The organism is Rhodococcus sp. C3V (assembly GCF_029269915.1).
Lineage (GTDB): Bacteria > Actinomycetota > Actinomycetes > Mycobacteriales > Mycobacteriaceae > Rhodococcus_F > Rhodococcus_F qingshengii.
Genome location: NZ_JARJBE010000002.1, coordinates 735,136 through 760,691, shown reverse-complemented (window position 1 = coordinate 760,691; position 25,556 = coordinate 735,136). Strand labels below are relative to the sequence as shown.

Below are 25,556 nucleotides of genomic sequence, written 5' to 3'. Positions count from 1 at the left end.
CTCTGGACGAAGAGAAAAATGCGCCCAGTCCTTGAGGGTTGGCACTCTCACGTATAGAGTGCCAATTGGCGCTGATCGAGTTCCGGCACCCGCGACGACGGGACTGCAGTGACGCGCCGTAAACGGCATACCCAAACAGCTGTCCGAGGATCGCCTCGGACGCACATACCCCAAAGTGGAGGGCTCATCGTGGCGAGCGTCAACATCAAGCCGCTCGAGGACAAGATCCTCGTCCAGGCCAACGAGGCTGAAACGACGACGGCTTCCGGCCTGGTCATTCCTGACACAGCCAAGGAAAAGCCCCAGGAGGGCACCGTCGTTGCAGTCGGCGAAGGCCGCGTCAACGAGCAGGGCAACCGCATCCCGGTCGACGTCAAGGAGGGTGACACGGTCATCTACTCCAAGTACGGCGGAACCGAGATCAAGTACGCCGGCCAGGAATACCTGATCCTGTCGGCACGCGACGTGCTGGCTGTCGTCTCCAAGTAAGACACACGTGATCCGCCCCGGAGTCCACACAGGATCCCGGGGCGGAATGCGTTCACGCCCCGAAGATTCAGGAGCTGACAGAACAGATGTCCAAGCAAATTGCGTTCAACGAGACCGCACGCCGCGCTCTCGAAGCCGGAGTCGACAAGCTTGCCGACGCCGTCAAGGTGACCTTGGGCCCGCGTGGACGCCACGTCGTGCTCGCCAAGGCATTCGGCGGCCCCACCGTCACCAACGACGGTGTGAGCATCGCCCGTGAGATCGAGCTCGAAGATCCCTTCGAGAACCTCGGCGCACAGCTCGTCAAGAGCGTCGCCACCAAGACCAACGATGTTGCCGGCGACGGCACCACCACCGCGACCGTTCTGGCCCAGGCCATCGTCCGCGGCGGACTCAAGAACATCGCAGCGGGCGCGAACCCGATGGCTCTCGGCGTCGGCATCAACGCCGCAGCCGACAAGGTCGTCGAGGAACTGCTCGCCGCAGCCACCCCCGTCGAGGGCGAGAAGTCGATCGCTCAGGTCGCCACCGTCTCCTCGCGTGACGAAGAGATCGGCAAGCTCGTCGGCGAGGCACTCACCCGTGTCGGAACCGACGGCGTCGTGACGGTCGAGGAATCCTCCACCGTTGCAACCGAACTCGTTGTCACCGAAGGTGTTCAGTTCGACAAGGGCTACCTCTCGCCCTACTTCGTCACCGACATCGATGCGCAGAAGGCCGTCTACGAAGACGCGCTGATCCTGCTCTTCCGCGAGAAGATCAGCTCACTTCCCGACTTCCTTCCGCTGCTCGAGAAGGTTGCCGAATCCGGCAAGCCGCTCTTGATCATCGCTGAGGACGTCGAGGGTGAAGTTCTCTCCACCCTCGTGGTCAACTCCATCCGCAAGACCATCAAGGCCGTCGCCGTCAAGGCGCCGTTCTTCGGTGATCGTCGCAAGGCATTCCTCGACGACCTCGCAGTCGTCACGGCAGGCACCGTCATCAACACCGACGTCGGCCTCTCGCTCAAGGAAGCCGGCCTCGAGCTGCTCGGCAGCGCTCGCCGCGTTGTCGTCACCAAGGACGAGACGGTCATCGTCGACGGTGCAGGCACCGCTGACGACATCGCGACCCGCGTTGCGCAGCTGCGTCGCGAGATCGAGAACACCGATTCGGATTGGGACCGCGAGAAGCTCGAAGAGCGTCTGGCGAAGCTGTCCGGCGGCGTGGCCGTCATCAAGGTCGGCGCAGCCACCGAAACCGATCTGAAGGAACGCAAGTTCCGCGTCGAGGATGCGGTCAACGCAGCCAAGGCAGCAGTTTCCGAGGGCATCGTCCCCGGTGGCGGATCGGCTCTCGTTCAGGCCGGTACGGCTCTGATCGGGAACCTCGGCTTGACGGGTGACGAGGCCACCGGCGTTGCCGTGGTCCGCGAAGCCCTCAACGCTCCGTTGTTCTGGATCTCCAGCAACGCAGGCATCGACGGTTCCGTCGTTGTCAGCAAGGTCGCCGAGATGACCAAGGGCGAAGGCTTCAACGCTGCCACCCTCACCTACGGCAACCTGCTTGCCGACGGCGTCGTCGACCCGGTCAAGGTCACTCGCTCGGCAGTGGTCAACGCCGCTTCCGTCGCGCGCATGATCCTCACGACCGAGAGCGCCGTCGTCGAGAAGCCGACCGAGGAAGTTGCCGACACCGGACACGGTCACAGCCACTGACTCGCTGCTCGTAGTTTCGACAAAGAAGAGATCCCCCACCGGATTCCGGTGGGGGATCTTTTTTCGTCTGGCGATCAGATGAGCGGGATCGTTGCGAACGGCTCGCTCGTCGGCTGCTGCGATCCGCCGGGCGGTTCGACAGTGAACGCCAACTTCGTATTCGGACCGATGCCGTCGAGCACCACCTGGGTAGTGGGTTTGACGTCGCCCGGAGCCATCGTCCCCATCGGGATCATCGTGGTGTCGTCGGTGTCGCCCGGCACCAGCCACATCTGGTAGACGGTATCCGGACTCGGGGGAGTCACATCGTTCATCACGAGGACTGCGGCGTCTTCGGAGGGCGAGAACAGCGTCGTGGCACTACCGCCGCCCGGGATTTCACGCGTCGTGGCATGAACGTCGGGTGCTGCCATGATTTCGGACGCGGGGTTCTGCGGCGGCGTGTTGTCGGACAGCGTGCGTCCGATTCCGATGCCGCCGACCAGGATTGCGACTGCGGCGGCCGCCGCAAGAGCCATGGTCCACGGGCGTCGACGGTTACGACGCTCGGCCAGCGAAACCGGGGCGTTGGGAGCCGCGGTCTGTTCTGCGATCGAGGCGAGGACGCTGCTGCGCAGCGACGGCGGGGGCTCGACGGCGTCGACGACGGTCATCGCGGCCATGGTTTCGGCGGTGAGCCGGACCTGGGCGTCGAATTCGGCGCGGGTCGCGGAGTCCGAAGCGGCAAGTCGTTTGTCGACCTCACGGCGCTCGTCGAGGTCCAACGCATCGATCGCGTAGGCGTACGCGTAGTCGATCAGCTCTTCGTCCATCTCACATCACCCCCAAACATCCACGTAGGCGCAGTAGTCCGTCGCGAATTCGCGACTTGATCGTGGGAATCGCCACGCCGAGATCTTCGGCCACCTCGCGGTACGTTCGGCCGCCGTAATAGGCGAGAGTCACCGATTGGCGCTGAGTGTCCGTCAGCGTTTCGAGACAGTCGGTGACAGCACGATGCTCGTCTCTTCGTGTCACTTCGTCGCTGACGACGTCGAACTCGGGAGTGGCATTGGTGGTGTCGTAGAGAGCCTGTCGATCCGAACTCGACTGTTCGGAGCGCACGCGATCCACTGCGCGCCGGTGAGCAAGTGTCAGGAGCCAGGAGAGCGCGGACCCCTTGGCGGGGTCGAAGCTGTCGGCTGATTTCCAGGCTTGGAGGTAGACCTCTTGGACCGCTTCCTCTGAGAAGCCTGGATCACGGAGTACACGAAGAACCATGCCGTACACACGGGAGCTGGTTCGGTCGTAGAACTCGGCGAAGGCGCTCTGGTCGCCACCGGCGACGTTCGCGAGGATCACCGCCAGCTCGCGTGATTCCGCGATTCGCGCGGTGCGGGCCGCAGAATTGTCCGTCGGGCATGCGTCGGCCGCATCCGACGCATGGTCTGGCTCGCTCACGAAGAGTTGTCTCGCTTCATCGCGTACAACCGTAGCGTGCATGTCCGGTTCTTTTCTCTTGGCCCGCCGTTGGCCGCTGTGCGCCTTTATTAACCGCGGGGGGTTGATAAAGGCGCACAGCAGGTGGGGACTACTGCGGCATCAGCACCGAATCGATGAGGTAGACGGTGGCGTTTGCGGTCTTGACTCCACCGCAGACGACAGTTGCGTCGTTGACCTTGATGTTGTCACCGGATCCGGTGACGGTAACCGTTCCGCCCTCGGCGGTGGGGTGAGTTCCGTCGATCGCGTCAGGGGCGATCTGGCCGGGAACCACGTGGTAGGTGAGGATCTTGGTCAGCGTGGCGCTGTCCGTCTTGAGGCTGTCGATCGTGGCGGGGTCGATCTTGGCGAATGCCGAGTCGATCGGTGCGAAGACGGTGAACTCGCCACCGTTGAGAGTGTCGACCAGGTTGACGTCCGGGTTGAGCTGGCCGGAGACCGCCGCGGTCAAGGTGGTGAGCAACGGATTGTTGGACGCCGCTGTGGCAACCGGATCCTGGGCCATTCCGCTGACCGATCCGGCGCCGCTCGGCACTGCAGCTGCATAGTCGGCACAACCGGCACCGACCAGATCAGAAGCAGGCTCCGCCATCGCGCTGCTGGGAGACATGCTCGATCCCATGGCAGAAGACGTCATGGCGGCGCTGGACGTGTCGGTCGACGAATCGTTGTCGTCGGAGGAGCAACCGACCACGCCGAAGACGGCGAAAGAGGCTGCTGCGGTGACTGCCAGAACTCGAGTAGAGGTGTTCATGGGTCTGCCTTCCTGAAGGGATGTGCTGAGGTGCACTGTCAGAAGGCATTCGGAGGCGGGCGTCGGTCGGATGGGTCGTGTCGGAAATTCTTTTCGACGGTGTCCCGTCCACACGCAAAAGCCCCCGAAAACTCTCGGGGGCCTAGTGCGCTCTCCCTACGTGTATCAGGAAGCTATGCGGGTGGTGCGACGGTGGCGCGCGTGTAGTTCACGTTCGGTTTCCGACATTCCTCCCCAGATGCCGTACGGCTCGGCGACGGTCAGCGCGTGGCTGCGGCACTGCATCAGGACCGGGCACTGACGGCACATCTCTTTTGCGCGGGTTTCGCGCTGGGCACGTGCTCTACCGCGTTCGCCATCGGGATGGAAGAACATGGAGGAGTCGACTCCGCGGCACAGACCGTGCATCTGCCAGTCCCAGATGTCTGCGTTGGGGCCTGGAAGGTGATTCGGTGCAGGCATGTTGACTCCTTACTGCAAGCTCGCGTTGATCAACGAGCGGACCAAGTTGCCCGGAGGTTATCCGGGCCTTCTGAATCGTTCACGCTTGCTAACCGTAAGGGTGCTGAGTAAATCGCGTCAATAGGCTCGTTCAGTGGCGATCGGCATATATCGAAATGCGAGAGTTAACGAAGTATATATTTACATTTCGGGCCCCTCGTGCGTTGTTCTGCGCCGATGTCGAAATTGAGTCGATCGAGGTGGCGGCCGGCAAGCCTGGCTGCTCGAGATGCGAAACCTACAGATCAGGGATATGTTCGAGGCTGATCGCCCGGCGAAATCACTCGGTCATTCGGCTCGGTTTGCGTCATTTGTCCGATATTGCGTGGGCGGGGTTGCACTCCATTTCGGGACTTAGTGCCCAAGTTTCAACTAGGACATCCGTCCAATAAGTAATGCGCAGTTAACGTCACGGATATATGCCCGTTAAATATCATTACGAGTACATTTGGCAAATCTCAGTTGAATATCTGATTAACTCCGACAAACTTGCCTTTTCGTGTTTCGTGCGACTTTTGGCATCGTTGGTGTGACGCCGGTCGTGCGAATGTCTGCTCGTGCTGCTGCGATGATCAACCTGTGTCGACACCTGCGCGCCCTCAATCACCTGTGCCCAACGAAACAACTGCACTTCCAGGGTCCCTCGAGTCTGCCGCGTTCGGTGCGGATCCGGATCTCGACCGCCTCCCGGCGCCTTGCTCTACCCGAGATTGGTGGACAACGGCAGTAGTGCTGGGTGGTCAGGGCCACTACGCAAGAGCGCGGGCTGCATTGGATGTCCTCGATCGGCTCACGGCCGGGTTCTCGACGCACTCGGATCGAGTTCTTGCCTCTCTGTCTGCCAGCACGAGGGCGTCGTTTCTTCGCCAGAGCGGACGCCATGCACTCGCGTCCACGTGGGACGGGCGCGCACTGGCGATCGTCGGCGGCCTGGCAGGTGATCCAGAGGCTGCCTGTGACGCTCTGACCGGTCTGGCCGCAGACGCCCTCGGCTGTGGCAGGCTCCCGCTCGGCTGGCGCCTGCTGGCGCAATGTCGGGCGCGTCTGGATGCCGAGGGCGGGCTGTGGCGGCAGGAAATTCGGATCGAATGGGTCTCCGCAGAATTGGCGTTGGCGGGAGGCGACTTCGCTCGTGCCCGCAGACACGCAGAACGCGCCGTCGAATTGTCAGCGGAATCGGAGTCTGTGCGGCACCGCGTGAAGTCGGATCTGCTGCGTAGCGCCGCGCTGACCGGAACCGACGCGAGCGCAGCCGTGAAGATGGCAGCAGATGTGTTCGCGCGGTGCCGGCAATACGGCCTGCTGCCCCTGGCCTGGGCGTCGTCTCTGTTGATCGAAGGTGTCAGTGGTGAGAGAACCTCACCGAGTGCCCGGGAGATCGGCGATCTGATTGCGATGCGTGGTGGATCACTCCTACCTTTGTCGTAACCACGCCACCGAAGTCTCCGGAGAACATTCCAGAAGGAGCTGTATCGATATCGCGACTGCTGGGCAGGTATGCGGAGACCAGTCGGTCCGGATGGTTACTCTTAGAGGGTTCCGCTGAGAGCGGGAGCACACCCGCTCGGGAGGTGCCACTGTAACGCCAGGATTTTCGCTGACGATGACAAATACGAGCGATGAGTTGGACACCGCGGTCGCCGCTGCTGCGCAGGGCGACCGTACAGCTCTAGCTTTGGTTCTGGAGAACATCCGACCGATGGTGGTGCGCTACTGCCGCGGTCGAGTGGGTGCGGCCGAGAGAGGACACCTGTCCGCTGACGACGTCGCACAGGAAGTCTGTCTGGCCGTGATGACCGCGCTGCCGCGTTATCAGGACCAGGGACGCCCGTTCATGGCCTTTGTGTACGGAATTGCCGCGCACAAGGTTGCGGACGCACATCGAAGCTCCGCCCGTAACAAGTCGGAGCCCGTTTCCGAAGTACCGGATGTAATAGCACTGGATGATGGTCCCGAACAGCGAGCTCTCGATTCGGAGTCCAGCAGACAGATGCACGAACTTCTCGGCACACTTCCGGAGAAGCATCGAGAAATCTTGATACTTCGCCTGGTGGTCGGGATGTCGGCCGAGGAAACGGCCGTCGCCGTCGGTAGTACCGCCGGAGCTGTACGAGTCGCTCAGCACAGAGCGATCGCGAAACTGAAAAAAGAAGTGACGAAAGCAGGTGAGAGCTTTGGCTAGAGACGAGGGGCATGACGCTTCGAATCTCGGTGATCTCGCCGACGACGGTACGCCAGTGGATTTGGCTGCGGTTCGGCGTGACGATGCGCTGATCGAATCCATTTCGAATGGTGGGCCGGTAGCAACCGATAGCACCGAACAGTACGAACTTGCGTTGATCCTCTCGCAATGGCGTGACGATGTCGTTGCGACTCCGATGCCCGAGGGTCCGTTGTTGGACGATGTCATCGCTGCAATCACAGCGACGCCGTCCGGCTTCTCCGATCGTCAGCGTTCACGTTCCCGTTCTCGATTGCGTGTGGTTCGTCCGATCGCCGCCGCTGCAGCTGTTGCAGCAGTGGTCTTCGGTGGCGCGACGGCGATGGCGTACGACGCCCAGCCCGGCGATGCCCTGTGGGGTGTCAAGCAGGTCGTCTTCGCCGACGAGGCAAACTCGACAGTTGCGAAGATCGACACGACTTCCGAGCTGGAAAAGGCCGAGCGGCTGTTGGCTGCCGGAGACATTCCTGCTGCAAAGATGGTGCTGGACAACGCAGCTCACCGTGCCGATGCGGTCAAGGACTCGCAGGACAAGACCGACCTCGTCGAGCGTTGGGGCAAGTTGATGACGCAGGTCCAGGAGACCACGTCACCTGTAGCGCCGCCGCCGACGAGTGGTCAGCCGGCCGGCCCGACCACTTCGATCACGGCAATTCCGGGCTCCTCGGTCAAACCGCTCAATCCTCAGGGACCTGGCGAACCGACAAGTTCGACCAAACCAGATCCGGGAGTGCAGCTGCAGTTGCCGCCGACGTCGGCTTCCTCGACGCCTCCGACCTCGTTGCCGACGACAACCACGACGACAACGACCACCACCACGACGACGACGTCTCTGGCGCCTGCCTCGTCGCCGTCCGGTGATTTCTCGTCACCGCCGCCCTGAGACCCGCTCTGATCGGCATCGTTCCGATCTGAATTCATACGAAAGTGGCCGACAAGCAATTGCTTGTCGGCCACTTTCGTATGAGCTTGGGTGAGGTTTCGCTCAGCTGTCGAAACCGTCGCCGTGCATCGCCTCGTTCATCGACGCGTCGGCGTATCCACGGCAGTAGTCCCACGTGACATATGCCTCAGGCATCGGGTCGTAGGCAGGCTCGTGAGGGCGGACGGTTCCGTCCACGAGCAGCTGCAGCAGGTTTGCGCGCAGCATGTCCCAGTCGTGGTAGTGATCCTGTTGGCAGTCCTCGCAGCAGACTACGAGACCGCGGATACCGCGGTGAGCGAGGAGTGCCTCGTAAACAGCGAGGTCAGCGAGATCCTCCTCGACCGCTTGGCGTTCGTGGGGGTCGAGTGGTTGGCCCGGCTCGATGGCATCGAGAGCCGCGGAGGGGTCAGCTGGGTCGCCGGCGAAGGGATCTGGCGGCAGACCGGGGGGCAGTTGATCACGCACAGCACCACGGTACGCAGGTCAGGGGGGTCAGCGCCACTTGTTACGCGTACACGCAGCGTGGGTGGGATGGTTCGGACCTTTGAGTGAGCCGATACCATGGTGTGCAACGCCGGGAAAAGGTGCCAGGAATTTCTTTCCGTGCAGGCGCCTTCTATCCGATATCCAGCTTTCGTAATCCGTTTCGAGGCGGCTGCTACAGCGGTCGCCCTGGGCGAATCTAGGTCCATGGAGGGTCCTGACCGCATGAGTAGTTCTGCAGGACATGTACACACCGGAGGAGACGACCCCAACAAGGTCGCGATGCTGGGACTGACATACGACGACGTGCTGCTGTTGCCGGCTGCGTCCGACGTCATCCCGAGCCAGGTCGACACGTCCAGTCAACTGACCCGCGACATCCGTCTGCGGATTCCGTTGGTCAGTTCTGCGATGGACACCGTCACCGAGTCACGCATGGCAATTGCGATGGCACGCGCCGGCGGCATGGGTGTTCTGCACCGCAACTCGTCGGTTGAGGTCCAGGCAGGACAGGTCGAGACGGTCAAGCGTTCCGAGGCCGGCATGGTGACCGATCCCGTCACGTGTAAGCCGACCGACACGATGGGTGAGGTCGATGCGAAGTGCGCTCGTTTCCGCATCTCGGGTCTGCCTGTCACCGACGACGCCGGCCAGCTGGTTGGCATCGTCACCAACCGGGACATGCGTTTCGAGGTCGACCAGAATCGCCCGGTCGCGGAGATCATGACCAAGATGCCCCTGATCACCGCTCAGGAAGGCGTCACCGCTGACGTGGCACTGGGCCTTCTTCGTCGGCACAAGATCGAGAAGCTGCCGATCGTCGACGGCAACGGCAAGCTCACCGGTCTGATCACGGTCAAGGACTTCGTCAAGACCGAGCAGCATCCCGACGCCACCAAGGACCGTGACGGTCGACTGCTCGTCGGCGCTGCAGTCGGTGCCGGCGATGACGCCTTCCAGCGCGCGATGGCGCTCACCGATGCCGGTGTGGACGTACTCGTGGTGGACAGTGCGCACGGGCATTCGTCCAACGTTCTCGACATGATCGCCAAGCTCAAGCGTGAACTGGGCGAGCGGGTTCAGATCATCGGTGGCAACGTCGCTACGCGCGCGGGTGCTCTGGCACTGGTCGAAGCCGGCGTCGATGCCGTCAAGGTCGGAGTCGGCCCTGGTTCCATCTGCACCACCCGCGTCATCGCCGGTGTCGGTGCCCCTCAGGTCACGGCCATCCTGGAAGCGGTTGCCGCGTGCAAGCCTCTCGGTGTGCCCGTCATCGCAGACGGTGGACTCCAGTTCTCCGGTGACATTGCGAAGGCTCTTGCCGCAGGTGCGTCGACGGCCATGCTGGGTTCACTCCTGGCCGGTACCGCTGAATCGCCCGGCGAACTGATTCTGGTCGGCGGCAAGCAGTTCAAGAGCTACCGCGGAATGGGTTCGCTCGGCGCGATGCAGTCGCGTGGCGAGGCCAAGTCGTACTCCAAGGACCGGTACTTCCAGGACGACGTACTTTCCGAGGACAAGTTGGTTCCGGAAGGCATCGAAGGACGTGTTCCGTTCCGTGGCCCGCTCTCGCAGGTGACGCACCAGCTCACCGGTGGTCTGCGCGCTGCCATGGGATACACGGGGTCGGCGACGATCGAGCACCTGCAGAACGCTCAGTTCGTCCAGATCACGGCGGCCGGTTTGAAGGAAAGCCATCCGCACGACATCACGATGACTGTCGAAGCACCCAACTACACCGCTCGTTAGCAACCAGTACACGAGAAAGGGGCGCGCGTGCGCGACCTCGTTGAGATCGGCATGGGTCGAACGGCCCGACGTACCTACGAGTTGGACGATGTGAACATCGTTCCCTCCCGGCGAACTCGTTCGTCGAAGGAGGTGTCGACTGCTTGGCAGCTCGACGCTTACAGGTTCGACATTCCTGTCCTCGCACATCCCACCGACGCGTTGGTCTCGCCGACTTTCGCGATCGAGTTGGGTAAGCGCGGCGGCCTCGGTGTCATCAACGGTGAAGGCCTGTGGGGCCGTCACCCCGATGTCGAGGAGAAGCTCCGGCGTCTCGTCGAGATCGCCGAGAAGGACGGTGGCGTCGACGCGGCCATCCGCTACCTGCAGGAGCTGCATGCGGCTCCGCTGCAGGCCGGTCTTCTGGCAGCTGCGGTGGCGCAGGTCCGTGATTCGGGGGTCACCACTGCCGTTCGCGTCAGCCCGCAGAATGCGCGCGCACTGACGCCGGAGCTGATCAAGGCGGGAATCGACCTCCTGGTCGTCCACGGCACGATCATCTCGGCCGAGCACGTCGTGCACACCGAGCAGGAACCGCTCAACCTCAAGACGTTCATCTCGGAACTCGACGTTCCGGTTGTCGCGGGTGGGGTCAGTGACCACCGCACCGCGCTGCACCTGATGCGTACCGGCGCTGCCGGTGTCATCGTCGGGTACGGGTCTACCGAGGGTGCAACCACCACCGGTGAGGTCCTGGGCATCGGCGTTCCGATGGCCACGGCCATTGCCGATGCTGCAGCAGCCAGGCGCGACTACCTCGACGAGACGGGTGGACGCTACGTCCACGTCATCGCCGACGGTGACATCGCAACTTCGGGTGATCTGGCGAAGGCCATCGCCTGCGGTGCCGACGCTGCCGTTCTGGGCACGCCGCTGGCCGTGTCCGCCGAGGCGCCGGGTGGTGGCTGGTACTGGCCGTCCGCTGCGGCTCATCCTTCGGTTCCGCGTGGAGCACTTCTTCCGGTTTCCTATGGTGAGCGTCCGAGTCTGGACCAGGTTCTGAGCGGCCCTTCGGACGATCCGTACGGTTCGCTGAACTTCGTCGGTGGTCTCCGTCGGTCGATGGCGAAGGCCGGATACTCCGATCTCAAGGAGTTCCAGAAGGTCGGGCTGACAGTCCGCGCGTAGTTTGTACCTTTCTGTGGCCCCGGTTCTTCGTGAACCGGGGCCACAGTTCGTTGTGCAGGACTTTCTTCCGTTCCTGATACTTGCGGTTACGCTTATGGGGCCCCTTGTGGTGGTAGTCACAAGGGATAGGTGCATACTGGCGGGTAACTACGGTTCACGGTGGAGGTGTCCTGATGGGCAAGCAACGGGCAACGGACTACGACGTACTGATCGTCGGATCCGGGTTCGGCGGAAGCGTGAGCGCGCTTCGTCTCGTGGAGAAGGGCTACAAGGTCGGCGTCATCGAAGCCGGCCGACGGTATGCCGACGAAGATTTCGCGAAGACCAGTTGGGATCTCAAGAAGTTCCTCTGGGCTCCGAAGCTGGGGTGCTTCGGCATTCAGCGCGTGCACCTGTTGCGCGACTGCCTCATTCTCGCGGGCGCAGGCGTCGGCGGCGGGTCGTTGAACTACGCCAACACGCTGTACCAGCCGCCGGAGCCGTTCTTCCAGGACAAGCAGTGGGCGCACATCACCGACTGGCGAAGCGAGCTCACCCCGTACTACGAGCAGGCTCAGAAGATGCTCGGCGTCGTGCAGAATCCGCACATGACGCCCGCTGACGAGATCATGAAGTCGGTCGCCGACGACATGGGCGTCGGCGACACGTTCATCCAGACCCCTGTCGGCGTCTACTTCGGTGAGCCGGGCAAGAAAGCGAAGGACCCGTACTTCGGCGGCGTCGGACCCGAGCGCACCGGTTGCATCGAGTGTGGCGAGTGCATGACGGGCTGCCGTCACGGAGCGAAGAACACGCTCCTCAAGAACTATCTGGGCCTTGCCGAGACAGCCGGCGCCGAGATCATTCCGATGACCACCGTGTCCGGGCTTCGTGAGGCTCGCGACGGTTCGTGGGACGTGTTCACCGAGCGAACCGGTGCATTCGGACGAAAGAACCGCCGCACCTACACGGCTGCGAACGTCATTCTCGCGGCCGGAACGTGGGGCACTCAGCATCTGCTCTTCGACATGAAGGACACCGGAGCGCTGCCCAAGCTCTCCGACACGCTCGGCGAGCTGACTCGAACGAACTCCGAATCCATTGTCGGTGCAGGCAAGTACAAGGTCGATCCCGCACTCGATCTGACCCGCGGAGTGGCGATCACCTCGTCGTTCCACCCGAGCAGCGACACCCACATCGAGCCGGTCCGCTACGGCAAGGGATCGAACGCGATGGGCCTGTTGCAGACCTTGATGACGGACGGCGGCGGCAAGACGCCCCGATGGATCAAGTTCCTCGGTGTGGTTGCGAAGAATCCGTGCCAGATGTTGCGCATGTTGACGGTCAAGGACTGGAGTGAGCGCACGATCATCGCGTTGGTCATGCAGAACCTCGACAACTCCATCACCACGTACACGAAGAAGGGCCTGTTCGGTCGACGCAAGGTCACCAGCAAGCAGGGCCACGGTCAGCCGAACCCGACGTGGATCCCGGAGGGCAACGAGGCGACGCGTCGAGTTGCCGAGAAGATCGACGGCGTCGCGGGCGGCACGTGGGGCGAGATCTTCAACGTTCCACTGACGGCGCACTTCCTCGGCGGTTGCGCTATCGCGTCGGATTCCGATCACGGCGTCATCGATCCGTACCACCGCGTGTACGGCTACCCGACGCTCAGCGTCGTCGACGGCGCAGCGGTCTCGGCCAACCTCGGTGTGAATCCGTCGCTGACCATTGCCGCTCAGGCCGAGCGCTCGGCCTCGCTGTGGCCGAACAAGGGGGAGACCGACCTGCGTCCCGCCCAGGGCAGCGGCTACGAGCGTTTGGCTCCGATTGCACCCAAGTCGCCTGTGGTGCCGGCGTCGGCTCCGGCCGCGCTGGTCCTGCCGATCGTGAAGATCACCGGCGGCAAGACAGCTACCGCTGTTCCGGCGGAGCCGGCAGCCGGATAGTTCGCCGCGAACGAAGATGGGGCGTGTCGTCGAGGATTCGACGACACGCCCCATCTCTGTTTCAGAGTGTCAGCCTCCTAGCGACCCGAACAGAGTGCCGAGGTCGAGGCTGCCGGTCCCGCCTCCGGGCCCGCCGTCCGTATCGCCGGGGACGGTCAGGGTCTGCGGCGCGGATGCGGAGGCCGTGTAGCCCGAAGCGCCCACGAATTCGGCGGTGACACTGTAGGTCCCGGAGTTGTAGAACGTCGCCGGTACCGTTGCGACACCGTTGACCACGTCGACCGGTCCACCGATGAGGGTGTCACCGACCTTGAACTGGACCTTGCCCGTGGCGCCGGACGGATCGACCGTTGCCTTGAGCGTCACCGGGGTGTTCTTCTGAACAGTTCCGACGGCGTCGAGAATCGTGGTCGTCTCGACGTCAGCCGGAGCCGGCGTCGTCACACTGACCGGGAATGCCGGGGCAGCGGACGGCGCGAATCCTGGTGAGCCCGTGAACTTCGCGACAACCTTGTGCGTTCCGGTCGAGGTGAAGGTGTACGGAGCGACGGCAACTCCGTCGGTTCCGACCGGAGCACTGACCGTTTCGGTGCCGTCGACGATGAAATCGACGGTGCCGCCGGTACCCTGCGGATCGACCTTGGCAGTCAGGTTGACGTCCTGTCCGACCTTCGCGGTCGACGGCGACACCGTGGCGGTAGTGGTCACGGCGTCCGGCGGTGCATCGGTCGTGACGGTCACGATCTTGGCCGACGCCGACGTCGACGCCAGGAACCCAGGGGCTCCGCTGTAGCTCGCGGTGATGGAGTGCGGTCCGTCCTCGGTGAAGGTCGGGGAGATGCTGGCCGACCCTCCGGTTACCGGCACGGCGTCCTCGAGTGGGTTGTCGCCGTCGAAGAACTGGACGGTTCCACCGTTTGCGCCGCCGCTCACGTTGGCTGACAGGGTGACGGGAGTTCCGTTCTTGGCGTTGGCCGGTCCGACGACTGTGGTGGTGGTTGCCTTGTCCGCCTCGATGATCCGCGTCGTGGCGAGGGGGCCTGCGCCGCTGTTGAGCGGACCGTTCTCGGCGTCACGCGGGGTGCATCGCGTGGGTGCCCAGGCGGTGATGACCAGGGTGGCCTTGGGGAGGAACGTGAGGAAGTTGCGATCGTTGTTCCACGCTCCCGCGCTGCCGCCGGTGCGTACCTTCATCGCGACGTCCCCTGAATCGCCGGCCTTGAGAACTGCCTTGACCTGGGGGAGCTGGAACTGCGTGTAGCCGTCGGCATTGTTGGAACCATCGACGTTCTTGCCGGTCGCCTTGACGACGATGCCGCCCTCGGAGTTGATGCTCGAGCTGGGGCTGTTTCCGATGACCTGGTTGTTTCCGGAGAGGCGCAGAATCGTTCCGTTGGGATCGACGTTGCCGTTCTCGTTGACGCGCAGGATGTTCGGCGCTACACCGCTGAGCCCCGCCGAAGTGCCGGGGACGATGGTGGCTTCCACCAGGGTGGCGTTCGCAGGAACGTCGACGTCGACCTTGATGCGGGAGACGTTCTGGACGGTCGCCCCCGAAGCGGAGCCGGGAAAGGCGATGGGGCCGGGTTGGATGGTGACCTCGAAGGTTTCACCGGCGCCGATGGATTCCGGTGCGTCGACGATGACCGAGCCGGACTGTGACTGCGTGGTCGGACCGGCGACAGCGGACGGGGTTGCCAGGCAACTCGTGCCGAAGGTTGTTGTCACGGGGGCCGCTGATGCGGGGATTCCCGCGAGGATGACGCCACTGGCGAGTGCCGTGGCGGCGATCGGCGCCGCGATGCGACGTCTGGAGTACACGAACATGGATTCTCCTGAGCTGGGTACGGGAGTGGTGTCCAAAGCTGATGTGGGGGACTAGCTTCCGAAGAGCGGGATGAGGCCGCTGAGCGAACCGGTGTCCACGCTTCCGGTGCCGCCGCCGTCGGTCGGTGCGGTGCCGACCTGCACGACCGTCGGGCCGGAGACGGAGTTCTTCCAACCGGCGTCGCCGACGAAGTTGGCAGTGAGGCCGAACGTTCCCTCGTCGTCGAAGGTGTGCGTGAGTGTCGCGACGCCGTTGACGACGGCAACGGGTGCGCCGATGGGCGTCGTGCCGGACTTGAACTGGATCATTCCGTTTGCTGTTCCGGGTGCGACGGTGGCCTTGAGCTGCAATGCCTTTCCGACCTGAGCCGAGCCGCTGACGGTCAGAGACGTCGTGGTGTCGGCGCGGGCGGGTTCGGGATCGGTGACGTTCACAGTGAACGACGTGGACGTGGAGCCGATGAATCCGGTTCCGCCGGAGAACTCTGCCGTCACGGCTGCAGCGCCCGCTGATGCGAAGGTGTGCGGGAGGATCGCGACGCCGTCACCCGTGCCGACCGGTGCGGTACCGACCTCGGCGCCGTCGACCTTGAACGTCACGGTTCCGCTGCTCGGGATGGGGGAGACGGTGGCCGAGAGGTTGGTCGGTTCACCGACAACAGCGGTGAGTGGTTCGACAACTGTGGTCGTGGTTCCCCAGTCGGGATCGCTGACGTCGAGTTGGGTTGCGGTGGAGACGGAATCGCCGTAACCGGCCTCGCCGGTGAACACTGCGGTGAAGCTGTGGGTGCCCGAAGCGTCGTAGCTGCGGGTCAGGGAAGCCGTCCCGTTGACTACAGCCACCGGTGCGCCGAGGTTGGTCTCGCCGTCTTTGAACTGCACCGTGCCCACGGCGTTTGCCGGTGTGACGACAGCGCTCACGGTGATGCTGTCACCTACCAGCGCGGCGTTCGGGGCCGAGATCGTGGTGGTGGTGTCCGCGGAGACGTCGACGGTCTGGACTCCGGAGGTCGAGCTGTGGAATCCCGGACCGGCGTTGTACGCGGCGGTGATGTCGTGGGCGCCGACGCTGTCGAAAGTGTGGGAGAGGGTGGCGCTACCGCCCGAAACCGGGACCGGTGAGCCGATGTCGTTGCCGCCGTCCTTGAACTGGACGGTGCCGCTCGCGTCGGACGGCGCAACTGTCGCGGTCAGGTCGACCGGCGTGCCGACCTTCGCCGTTGCCGGTGCAACCAGTGTGGTTCCGGTGGCGACAGACGGGTCGACTACCTGGACGTTGACGTTGATCGGGTTGAGGCCCTGCTGTGTGCTGAAGGCGTTGACGTCGAAGAGCATGCCGCTGTCGTACGTCCCGAATGCTGTGCCGACGGGGACCGTGTAGGTCGCTTCCAGTGTGACGGGTTGGTTCTTCTTGACGACGAATCCACCGACCAGGAAGGTGCAGCCGCTCGAGCACTTCGCGGAGACTCCGCCGTCTGATTCGTTGGTGATCGTGGCCCGGTTGGTCACACCCAGGTAGGTGGCCTTGGCGCTGCCCGGCACGAGGACGAATCCTGCGGGCGGGATGTCACGGATCTTTGCGATCGACCGTTCGATGCCGCTTTCGTTGTGCTTGATCTCGGTCTTGTACGTGACGGTGTCGCCTGGGTGAACTGCCGCGTTCCCGATGACACTCTTCGTGAAGATCAGGTTGTCGGTCGTGCCGGTGAAAGTGGTCGGCGGGGCTTCGTCAGCAGTGGCCGGCGTGCCGAGGACTAGAAGTCCGGCGGCAGCCGTCACAGCTGCGACAGGTATGGCGAGTCGTCGTATGAATCGACGCACAGGTCCTCCTCGAGGTGAGCGCCGTTCGGCGGCGCCGGCCGTTTGCGATCGTGATCCTGATCACTTGACGGGCGAGATTACCTTTACTGGACGTTTGGTTCAGGCGAATCGGTCAAACGTCCAGAAAATTCACCCTTCGTCCATTTCGGGCTCTGGCCTGCGGTGATGCTGCCGAATTGATTGCCGAAGCTAAGGTGCGGGTGATTGGGGCGCCGTTGACCTGGACGGTGGTCTAGATCCGCGCGAGGTCGCCGCGCAGTTCTGAGGGGCGGCCTTTGTAGTGACGTACCTCGCGCTCGCTCGGCCGAGTAGCGGGCTGAGTCCATGCATGCGCAGAAGCGCTGGCTGCGGCGATTAGACTGCACCTGTGGCAGATATCGAGCAGCAGAGACCAGTTCTTGTCGTCGACTTCGGGGCGCAGTACGCGCAGTTGATCGCACGGCGAGTTCGCGAAGCCAAGGTCTACTCGGAGGTGATTCCGCACACCACGACCGTCGAGGAGATCGTGGCCAAGAACCCCTTGGCTGTTGTGCTCTCGGGTGGGCCCTCGAGTGTCTACGCAGACGGTGCTCCCAAGCTTGATCCCGCACTGTTCGATCACGACATTCCGGTTTTCGGAATCTGCTACGGATTCCAGGCAATGGCAGGCGCCCTGGGCGGCACCGTCGCCGAGACCGGTACCCGCGAATACGGCCGTACCGACATCGCGGTATCCGGCGGATTGCTCCACGACGGTCTTCCCTCGACGCAGCCGGTATGGATGAGCCACGGTGACGCCGTCACCGAAGCGCCTTCCGGCTTCGAGGTGACCGCGACCAGCGACGGTGCTCCCGTCGCGGCGTTCGAGGACCGCGCCCGCAAGCTCGCCGGTGTGCAGTACCACCCTGAGGTTCTGCATTCCCCGCACGGTCAGCAGGTCCTGAGCCGCTTCCTGCACGAGATTGCCGGTATTCCGGCAGCGTGGACGGCGTCGAACATCGCCGATGCGCTGATCGAGCAGGTTCGCGAGCAGGTCGGAGACGGACACGCCATCTGCGGTCTGTCCGGTGGCGTCGACTCCGCTGTCGCTGCGGCTTTGGTTCAGCGCGCAATCGGCGACCGGTTGACATGCGTCTTCGTCGATCACGGTTTGATGCGAGCCGGTGAGCGCACGCAGGTCGAGCAGGATTTTGTCGCGGCAACCGGCGCTCGTCTGATCACCGTGGATGCCGCGGACACCTTCATCGGTGAGTTGGCAGGCGTCACCGATCCCGAGACCAAGCGCAAGATCATCGGCCGCGAGTTCATCCGTAGCTTCGAAGGCGCAGTCAGTGATGTTCTGGGCGAGAACGCATCTCATGGTGCGACCGTCGACTTCCTCGTCCAGGGCACGCTCTACCCGGATGTCGTGGAGTCGGGCGGCGGCACGGGAACTGCAAACATCAAGAGCCACCACAATGTCGGCGGGCTGCCGGAAGACCTGCAGTTCAAGTTGGTCGAACCGTTGCGTCTGCTGTTCAAGGACGAGGTCCGTGCAGTGGGCCGCGAACTCGGCCTGCCGGAAGAGATCGTCGGACGCCAGCCGTTCCCCGGTCCCGGACTCGGTATCCGCATCATCGGTGAGGTCACCCGCGATCGCCTCGAGATCTTGCGTCAGGCAGATTCCATTGCGCGCGAAGAGCTTACGTCTGCAGGCTTGGACGGAACCATCTGGCAGTGCCCGGTCGTTCTCCTCGCCGACGTCCGAAGCGTGGGCGTGCAGGGTGACGGCCGGACGTACGGTCATCCGATTGTGCTGCGTCCGGTCTCGAGTGAAGACGCGATGACCGCGGACTGGACGCGTCTGCCGTACGAGACCCTCGAGCGCATCTCGACTCGAATCACCAACGAGGTTGCGGACGTGAACCGCGTAGTCCTCGACGTGACGAGCAAGCCGCCGGGAACTATCGAGTGGGAGTAAAAACAACTGTGCGCCTTTATTAACCCCCCGCGGTTAATAAAGGCGCACAGCAGTTTTACTTCCGGTTGCGCCGATTCGGCAGAATCACCAGCAGTAGTCCTGCCACGACGGCGGCACCGACGAACAGCCAACGGAATTGAATGTTCGCTGCCGGCGCCAGGGAGAACGGCCCGACCAACGCCCACACACTGACCAGAAGTGCGGCCAGTCCGGCGATCAGCAGAAGTGCCGAGGGGCGCTTGGATTCTCGGGTCTCGTCGTGCTCTGTGGTCTCGTCGTATTCACTCATGATTGCGTCACCTTCAGACTGCCGAACGTGGCTTTGGCGTTGATGGTCAGTGTGGGCGAATCCGGTGTCGCCTCGCGGCCCGGGTGTACTCCGCCGTCGAGGCAACCGGATCCGTCACCCATGACGACGGTGCAGCTGTTCTTGACGTTGACGGTTGGTGGCACCATGACGGTGAACTCACCGAACGACGCCGCGACGTCGATGGTCTTGTCCTCGGTGAACTTGACCCCGTTGAGGTCGAGAGTGAAGCTTCCGAAGGCTCCCGAGTACGACGGCTCCAACTCGGAAGCGGTTGCCGGAGTCCATCTTTGCTCACCCGAGGCGTCGAAATCGATCGGGTAGACCAACGAGGCGAGAAGCACGAAACCCACGAGCGGTCCGGTGACGACCAGCAGGCCGTACCCCTTGCGGAAGAATGCCCCGAGGATCAGGCCGAGCGCGATGACGGCGAGTCCGACAGCACCGACTCGGCCGGGAGTGAACCACTCGTTGCCGGTTGCCGCGCCCGCTGCCCCGGTGACGGCGGCGACGATGATCGCGAGTCCGAGCACTGTCAGCGTCCATCGCGAGCGACGCTTACGTGGTGGCAAAGGCAGCAGCGGCGTGGCTTTGACTGCCGGGTCCGGGAGATCCCAGGCGAACGGAGCGACGCCGAGCGGATCCCAGGAGGGCGGTGTGATGGCGGCCTCGCCCATCACCTCGGTCGGATTGGCGGCGGCTGAAGCGCTCGGGTCCTTCGACAGGTTGATCGTCGGATGATCGGCCTGAGATTGCGGTGACTGTTCGGCCGGCCGTTCCTCGGGCACGTAGCTGTCGGGGAGTTTTGTGTACGGCGTGTACACGGGCGGCTGATTGGGTGCGAAGTATCCGGGAGTGAACGGCCCGGGCGTGAATCCCGTGCCTGGATACGCGGTACCCGCGCCGACGTACGGTGACGTGCTCTGTGGCAGTGCAGGTGGGACCGGCGCTCGTTGGTAGAGCAGCCACAGGCCTCCGACCATCAGAATCAGCCCGATCAGACCGGAACCACCCAGGCCGACGCCGACAGGCCCGACGGTCGTAGCCGCGATGGCGAGAGCCACCAACAAGACGATGGTCTTGGTACTGGAATCGGAGCTGTGTCCGCGGCCCATCAACGACTGTGCGGGGGACGATCCGTCACCGGCGCGGGCGAGCACCAACCACCCGGCGAGGTAGAGAAGGATGCCTGAGCCGCCGAAAATAGTGGAGGCCACAAACGCGACACGTACCAGAATGGGGTCGATGCCGTACCGGTATCCGATTCCGGCGCATACCCCGGCCACGTGACCTTGTGCCGGCAGACGCACGGGGCGGGTCCGCCACAGATCCTGGATCTGTTCTTGGAAAGTCGGATTGTTCATGAATCAATCCTGGCTTCCGGGGCGGCCTCCGCGCATCAGGGCCAACCCTGATCTTTGTGACGATCGGGGCCAGGGGCGCCGCCCTGATTCAGGGTTGGACCCTGATGTGACTGCGAGTGGTTCGTGCCAGTATCGACTATGTGCAATATCTGTCAGATCCGCCGTTCGTGAGCGGTCCCGCTCCCGGGTTCACGGGAGGCCCGCCCGTCAACGGGGTACCGGTGCATGCCGTACCCATGAAGAAGGGTGTGCCCATTCCGGGCGGTGTTCCATTGCGAAAGCTGGAGCGGCGCTCCGGCGGTCGCATCGTCGCCGGTGTTGCAGGCGGTATCGCCGATCATCTCGGGATCGACGTCCTGAAGGTTCGAGTCGCCTTCGCGATTCTGGCGGCGATGGCCGGATCCGGCATCGTGATTTACGGCGCCCTCTGGATCTTCACCTCAGCCGGCACGGACACCCAGAAGCCGTCCGCGGCCGAGCGGCAGCGGGCGTACGGCTTGATCGCACTCGGATTGGGCGGCGCAGCCGCGTTGTCCTGGCTGTTCAGCGGCACGGCGGGTTCGGTGCTCGCACCGTTCTTCGTCGTCGCGATCGGTGCCGCTTTGGTGTGGCGCGAGTTCGACTCCGACGGTCCCCGGACCGTCATCGGCTTGCCGCAGCGGCCTACCGTTCTCACGTGGGCGCGGGTGGTCGGGGGAGCGACCTTGATCATCTTGGGTCTCGGCGTCGTCGTCCTCGCTCAGGTCGACCTCGAAGCACTGCGCTCGTCCCTGCTGGCCGTGGTGGTGACGCTGATCGGTGTCGGTTTGTTGACGGTGCCGCTGTGGCTGCGGATGTGGAGGGCTCTCGGCGCCGAGCGTGCGGCCCGAATTCGCAACGACGAACGTGAAGAGATCGCCTCGCATCTGCACGACTCCGTACTTCAGACGTTGGCGCTGATTCAGAAGCAGTCCGACAATCCGCAAGAGGTGGCGCGCCTGGCCCGTGGTCAGGAACGTGAGCTGCGCAAGTGGTTGTTCAGCGGCGGGGATATCGACCACACGAGCCTGACCGAAGGTCTGAAGATCATCGCCGGTGAAGTGGAGGACCAGCATGGCGTCACGGTCCGCCCCGTCACGGTCGGCGACGTACAACTCGAAGGCGAAGGCGTCGAGAACGGTCTGCCCAAGGAAGCGTTCACCGCGCTCCTCGGTGCGACGCGTGAAGCTCTCGTGAACTCGGCAAAGCACTCGGGGGAGAAGGAAATCAATCTTTTCGCCGAGGTCGAGGGCGACCAGGTCAGTGTGTTCGTTCGTGATCGCGGAGTCGGATTCGACGTCAATGCGGTGCCGGAGGACCGTCAGGGTTTGGCCAAGTCGATTCGTGGTCGCATCGAGCGACGGGGTGGCCGCGTCGTGGTTCGATCCGACATCGGAAAGGGCACCGAGATCCGCGTGCACATGCCGCTCGGTGACTCTGCTCTAAAGTGGGACCAGACTGCTGACCGTGTCGACAACCCCGAGGAACAGCCCCAGTGACTTCGCTTGCGCCGCCCCCGTACCGCGTATTTCTTGTCGACGATCATGCAGTGTTCCGCTCCGGGGTGAGGGCGGAACTCTCGCGCGAGGCAGACATGGACGTAGTCGGTGAAGCCGGTGGCGTCGCTGAGGCGATCGCGGGTATCAACTCGACGAAACCGCATGTCGTTCTGCTCGATGTCCACATGCCTGACGGTGGTGGAGTGGCAGTTCTGCGCGGAATCGATTCCGGCCCGGTGTGCTTGGCGCTCAGCGTTTCCGATGCGGCCGAGGATGTGATCGCGGTGATCCGCGGCGGCGCGCGCGGGTACGTGACCAAGACGATCTCGGGATCCGAACTGGCCGAGGGTGTACGACGCGTTGCCGGTGGTGACGCAGTGTTCGGGCCTCGCCTGGCAGGCTTCGTACTGGACTCCTTCACCGGGCGTTCCAATGCACCCGAACCGCAACTCGATCCGGAACTCGACTCGCTGACTCCGCGAGAACTCGAAGTGCTCAGATTGCTGGCACGTGGGTACACCTACCGTGAAATCGCCGAGGACCTGGTGATTTCCGTGAAGACGGTCGAGACTCACGCATCGAACGTCCTGCGAAAGACTCAGCAGTCCAATCGCAATGCGTTGACGCGTTGGGCACATCGTCGCCAGATCGACTGAATTCCCGCGCGCTCTTTCGCGATTGCGTGTGAAGGCGCACCATGGACCGATGACGGAACCACTGGCGCTCGCGTCGAAGCGTGGGCGTTGGGTTGTCGCCGCCACCGTTCTCGGCTCGAGCATGGCTCTCCTCGACGGCACCGTCGTCAACATTGCTCTTCCTCACATCGGTGAAGAACTGGGTTCCGGTGTCGCCGGACTGCAGTGGACGCTCAGCGGTTACACCTTGGCCTTGGCGTCGCTGATTCTGCTCGGGGGAGCGCTCGGTGATCGTTGGGGTCGGCGACGGGTATTCGTGTGGGGGACGGTCTGGTTCGCGGTCGCGTCGTTGCTCTGCGGAATTGCACCGGACATCACGTTTCTGGTGATTGCACGAATCCTGCAGGGAGTGGGAGCTGCGCTCTTGACACCTGGCAGCCTTGCCATCATCTCCGCGTCACTTCGTGAGGAGGACCGCGGCGCGGCAATCGGATTGTGGTCGGGTTTAGGTGGTGTTGCCGGCGCCATCGGACCGCTTTTCGGTGGTTGGCTGGTGGAAGTGGCGGGATGGCGATCGGTATTCCTGCTCAATATCCCGCTGGCGATCGTCGTGGTGTGGGCAGCGGTGTGCCATGTACCGGAGAGCCGCGACCCGCATCCGCCCGAGCACCTGGACGTGGTCGGATCTGCCTGCGCAGTAGTCGGTCTCGGCGCACTGACGTACGGGCTGATCGAGGTCAACCCGATAGTCGGGCTGATCGGAGTGATCGTGCTCTGCCTGTTCGTCGTGGTGGAACGACGCTCACCGAGTGCCCTTGTGCCGCCGTCCCTGTTCCGTTCGCAGATGTTCGTCGCGGCCAATCTGGTGACCCTTGCGGTCTATGCGGCGCTGGGCGGTGTGTTCTTCCTGCTCGTGCTGCAACTGCAATTGGTTGCCGGGTACTCGCCGGTGGCTGCCGGCGTCGCAACGGTACCGATCACCTTGGCATTGCTGCTGTTGTCTTCGCGCGCGGGCAGTTACGCGCAGACGCACGGACCGCGGTTGCCGATGACGGTCGGGCCCGCCGTTGCCGCGGTGGGGTTGGTGTTGATGACGCGGATCGGCCCGGATGCGTCGTACCTGACCGTCGTGCTGCCGGGAGTTCTTGTGTTCGGGCTCGGCCTGGCGGTGATGGTCGCGCCGTTGACCGCCGCGGTGCTTGGTTCGGTACCGGTGGAGCAGTCCGGAATCGCATCCGGTGTGAACAATGCCGTTGCTCGCACGAGCCAACTTCTTGCCGTCGCGGCCTTGCCTGCCCTCGTGGGTATCGACGCCGAAAGTCTGGTCGATCCGACGAGTTTCTCCGACGGGTTCCGGTACGCGATGTACATCTGTGTGGCACTGCTGTTGGTCGGTGCAGCGATCGCCGCGACGCTGATCCGCACTCCGACAGTAGAGCCTGTTCAGGAAGCGGATTCGGTTGCCTGCAAGCCGCATTGTGATCTGACGGGACCTGCAGTGCAACCGAATCCGATGAGGGACTAGACGCTGATGTCGCGATCGCGGCTGGGCACCAAGGGAATTGCTGCGGCGGGAAATGCCGCGACTATCGCGAAGGCGAGCGGGTAGCCGACCGCGCCGATCAGCGCACCGACCACCGGGCCCACTGCTGACGCGGCAATGAACTGCCCGGTGTTCTGTGCGCCCAATGCTTTTCCTTGCCATTTCGGCCCGGCAGCTTCGGCCACGGAAGTGAATGCCAAACCGTTGTCGGCGACGCTGACAGTGGTTGCCAGCAGCAGGATCAAGGCGGGAACGCCCCAAGGCGCTGCGCCGGCTGCCGCCATTGCCAACATGACCGCAGACGCGGAGACGGCAACCAACCGCAGCGGGCCTACTCTGCTTCCGGCACGATCACTCCAGATGCCGACAACGATGCGTCCGAGTGCACCCACGAACTGGGAGATCCCGATCAGGAGCCCAGCGGGCGCAGCGTCCCATCCTTGCTCGCTGATCAGCCAGACCAGACCGAATGTCGAGAGGGTGAACTGCGGAAACACCAGCAGTGCCGAGACGACGTGAATGCGCCACAGGAACCAGTTCGAGCGATAAGGATTTACCGTTTCGACCGGGATGTCTGTGGGCCGCGCCGCCGGCCGCGGGGGATTGATCAATGCGACGGCGCAGATCAGGGCGAGAACGCCGTTGAGAGCTACCGACAGTCCGACGGCCGAACCGATTCCTACGTTCGCAGCGAGAGTCGGGATGGTCAGCGACGCGATGGTCACGCCCAGGGGCTGTGACATCTGCCGGATTCCCATCGCGAGGCCGCGCCGATCCTTGGGAAACCAGCCGACCACAACACGTCCACTGGCAGCATTGGTGCTCGCCGCAGCCATTCCGCCCAGCAGAAATGCGATCCCGAGGAGGGTGTAGTTGTCGGTGGTGGTCGCGGCCAGCGCGGCGATCGCCGTCAGGCCGAGCCCGATGGAGATGACCCATTTCTCGCCGAATCTGTCAGCCATGGCTCCCCACGCCACCAGCGTGAGAACCATGCCGAAAGTGGGTGCAGCGGCCAGAGTTCCGGCCTGCGTCAACGAGAGGCCGTGCGCGGAATGCAGCAGCGGGATCAAAAAGGCGGGGGTGCTGACGAAGACAGTGCCTGCGGCCTGGGCTGCGACGCCGATTCCGAGCATCGTCCACGCCTTCGGGGAGACGGCCGTCTTTTCCAGCCGCGACGCCTGCGTCATGGTGCCCCTCCGATCTCTGC

Annotated in this window: 22 protein-coding genes; 12 read left to right on the top strand and 10 right to left on the bottom strand. The window is 63.6% G+C overall.

All coding sequences use genetic code 11. The features are described from left to right. Positions 1-189 precede the first annotated feature (189 nt). Both groES and groL read left to right on the top strand, forming a co-directional pair. The gene (gene groES / locus P3G66_RS08585) at positions 190-489 is read left to right on the top strand and encodes a co-chaperone GroES (protein ID WP_003940763.1); all 300 of its coding nucleotides are present in this window, start codon (positions 190-192) and stop codon (positions 487-489) included. An 86-nt stretch (positions 490-575) separates the two neighbouring features. Beyond that, positions 576-2,186 carry a chaperonin GroEL gene (gene groL, locus P3G66_RS08580; RefSeq protein ID WP_003940715.1) on the top strand — a complete coding sequence of 537 codons (1,611 nt, stop codon included), beginning with the start codon at positions 576-578 and terminating at the stop codon, positions 2,184-2,186. Between the two features lie 74 nt (positions 2,187-2,260). Here the strand turns inward: groL and P3G66_RS08575 are convergent, their stop codons facing one another. The 4 genes from P3G66_RS08575 to P3G66_RS08560 form a co-directional block, all read right to left on the bottom strand. Continuing rightward, the gene (locus P3G66_RS08575) at positions 2,261-2,998 is read right to left on the bottom strand and encodes an anti-sigma factor (protein WP_070162775.1); all 738 of its coding nucleotides are present in this window, start codon (positions 2,996-2,998) and stop codon (positions 2,261-2,263) included. Position 2,999: 1 nt separating this feature from the next. Then, on the bottom strand, positions 3,000-3,668 hold the full coding sequence (locus P3G66_RS08570) for a sigma-70 family RNA polymerase sigma factor (protein ID WP_007728615.1): 669 nt from the start codon (positions 3,666-3,668) through the stop codon (positions 3,000-3,002). 88 nt (positions 3,669-3,756) lie between these two features. Further along, positions 3,757-4,422, bottom strand: coding sequence for a fasciclin domain-containing protein (locus tag P3G66_RS08565; protein ID WP_007728616.1), 666 nt, complete (start codon positions 4,420-4,422; stop codon positions 3,757-3,759). Positions 4,423-4,587: 165 nt separating this feature from the next. Then, positions 4,588-4,884 (bottom strand): WhiB family transcriptional regulator, encoded by a 297-nt coding sequence (locus tag P3G66_RS08560; protein ID WP_003940939.1) that lies wholly within the window; start codon positions 4,882-4,884, stop codon positions 4,588-4,590. A 648-nt stretch (positions 4,885-5,532) separates the two neighbouring features. Here P3G66_RS08560 and P3G66_RS08555 point away from each other — a divergent pair. The 3 genes from P3G66_RS08555 to P3G66_RS08545 all read left to right on the top strand — a co-directional run bounded on the left by P3G66_RS08555 (position 5,533) and on the right by P3G66_RS08545 (position 8,027). After that, positions 5,533-6,351, top strand: coding sequence for a hypothetical protein (locus P3G66_RS08555; protein ID WP_065352180.1), 819 nt, complete (start codon positions 5,533-5,535; stop codon positions 6,349-6,351). Between the two features lie 175 nt (positions 6,352-6,526). Continuing rightward, positions 6,527-7,105 carry a sigma-70 family RNA polymerase sigma factor gene (locus P3G66_RS08550; RefSeq protein ID WP_003940953.1) on the top strand — a complete coding sequence of 193 codons (579 nt, stop codon included), beginning with the start codon at positions 6,527-6,529 and terminating at the stop codon, positions 7,103-7,105. Continuing rightward, positions 7,098-8,027, top strand: a complete 930-nt coding sequence (locus tag P3G66_RS08545; protein ID WP_047270198.1) for an anti-sigma-D factor RsdA — start codon at positions 7,098-7,100, stop codon at positions 8,025-8,027. Before P3G66_RS08550 ends, P3G66_RS08545 begins: the two co-directional genes overlap by 8 nt. 102 nt (positions 8,028-8,129) lie before the next feature. On the opposite strand, the gene P3G66_RS08540 is transcribed toward P3G66_RS08545, so the two are convergent. Further along, a complete protein-coding gene (locus P3G66_RS08540) occupies positions 8,130-8,534 on the bottom strand; it encodes a DUF5319 domain-containing protein (RefSeq protein WP_003940777.1) in 405 nt (134 codons plus the stop codon). A gap of 243 nt (positions 8,535-8,777) precedes the next feature. On the opposite strand from P3G66_RS08540, the gene guaB reads away from it, so the two are divergent. The 3 genes from guaB to P3G66_RS08525 all read left to right on the top strand — a co-directional run bounded on the left by guaB (position 8,778) and on the right by P3G66_RS08525 (position 13,396). After that, the gene (gene guaB, locus P3G66_RS08535) at positions 8,778-10,301 is read left to right on the top strand and encodes an IMP dehydrogenase (protein WP_003940903.1); all 1,524 of its coding nucleotides are present in this window, start codon (positions 8,778-8,780) and stop codon (positions 10,299-10,301) included. Positions 10,302-10,328: 27 nt separating this feature from the next. Beyond that, positions 10,329-11,468, top strand: coding sequence for a GuaB3 family IMP dehydrogenase-related protein (locus P3G66_RS08530; protein WP_003940976.1), 1,140 nt, complete (start codon positions 10,329-10,331; stop codon positions 11,466-11,468). A 173-nt stretch (positions 11,469-11,641) separates the two neighbouring features. Beyond that, positions 11,642-13,396 (top strand): GMC family oxidoreductase, encoded by a 1,755-nt coding sequence (locus P3G66_RS08525; RefSeq protein ID WP_276116388.1) that lies wholly within the window; start codon positions 11,642-11,644, stop codon positions 13,394-13,396. Between the two features lie 69 nt (positions 13,397-13,465). Here the strand turns inward: P3G66_RS08525 and P3G66_RS08520 are convergent, their stop codons facing one another. Both P3G66_RS08520 and P3G66_RS08515 read right to left on the bottom strand, forming a co-directional pair. Then, positions 13,466-15,223: an Ig-like domain-containing protein gene (locus P3G66_RS08520; RefSeq protein ID WP_058039025.1), complete on the bottom strand. Its 1,758-nt coding sequence runs from the start codon at positions 15,221-15,223 to the stop codon at positions 13,466-13,468. A gap of 51 nt (positions 15,224-15,274) precedes the next feature. Further along, positions 15,275-17,044, bottom strand: a complete 1,770-nt coding sequence (locus P3G66_RS08515; protein WP_081557615.1) for an Ig-like domain-containing protein — start codon at positions 17,042-17,044, stop codon at positions 15,275-15,277. Between the two features lie 367 nt (positions 17,045-17,411). On the opposite strand from P3G66_RS08515, the gene guaA reads away from it, so the two are divergent. Next, positions 17,412-18,983, top strand: coding sequence for a glutamine-hydrolyzing GMP synthase (guaA, locus tag P3G66_RS08510; protein ID WP_007727510.1), 1,572 nt, complete (start codon positions 17,412-17,414; stop codon positions 18,981-18,983). Between the two features lie 55 nt (positions 18,984-19,038). On the opposite strand, the gene P3G66_RS08505 is transcribed toward guaA, so the two are convergent. Next, positions 19,039-19,272 carry a hypothetical protein gene (locus tag P3G66_RS08505; RefSeq protein ID WP_003940832.1) on the bottom strand — a complete coding sequence of 78 codons (234 nt, stop codon included), beginning with the start codon at positions 19,270-19,272 and terminating at the stop codon, positions 19,039-19,041. Next, positions 19,269-20,654, bottom strand: coding sequence for a PspC domain-containing protein (locus P3G66_RS08500; protein ID WP_276116387.1), 1,386 nt, complete (start codon positions 20,652-20,654; stop codon positions 19,269-19,271). Before P3G66_RS08500 ends, P3G66_RS08505 begins: the two co-directional genes overlap by 4 nt. A gap of 236 nt (positions 20,655-20,890) precedes the next feature. Here P3G66_RS08500 and P3G66_RS08495 point away from each other — a divergent pair, with 236 nt between their 5' ends. Genes P3G66_RS08495 through P3G66_RS08485 form a run of 3 tightly spaced genes read left to right on the top strand, consistent with a single transcriptional unit; the run spans position 20,891 to position 24,331 of the window. Further along, positions 20,891-22,171 (top strand): ATP-binding protein, encoded by a 1,281-nt coding sequence (locus tag P3G66_RS08495; protein ID WP_037125680.1) that lies wholly within the window; start codon positions 20,891-20,893, stop codon positions 22,169-22,171. Further along, positions 22,168-22,827 (top strand): response regulator transcription factor, encoded by a 660-nt coding sequence (locus tag P3G66_RS08490; protein ID WP_003940972.1) that lies wholly within the window; start codon positions 22,168-22,170, stop codon positions 22,825-22,827. The genes P3G66_RS08495 and P3G66_RS08490 overlap by 4 nt, the downstream gene beginning before the upstream one ends. Before the next feature lie 49 nt (positions 22,828-22,876). Next, positions 22,877-24,331: an MFS transporter gene (locus P3G66_RS08485; protein WP_276116386.1), complete on the top strand. Its 1,455-nt coding sequence runs from the start codon at positions 22,877-22,879 to the stop codon at positions 24,329-24,331. On the opposite strand, the gene P3G66_RS08480 is transcribed toward P3G66_RS08485, so the two are convergent. After that, positions 24,328-25,536 carry an MFS transporter gene (locus P3G66_RS08480; protein ID WP_276116385.1) on the bottom strand — a complete coding sequence of 403 codons (1,209 nt, stop codon included), beginning with the start codon at positions 25,534-25,536 and terminating at the stop codon, positions 24,328-24,330. The genes P3G66_RS08485 and P3G66_RS08480 overlap by 4 nt on opposite strands. Between the last annotated feature and the right edge of the window lie 20 nt (positions 25,537-25,556).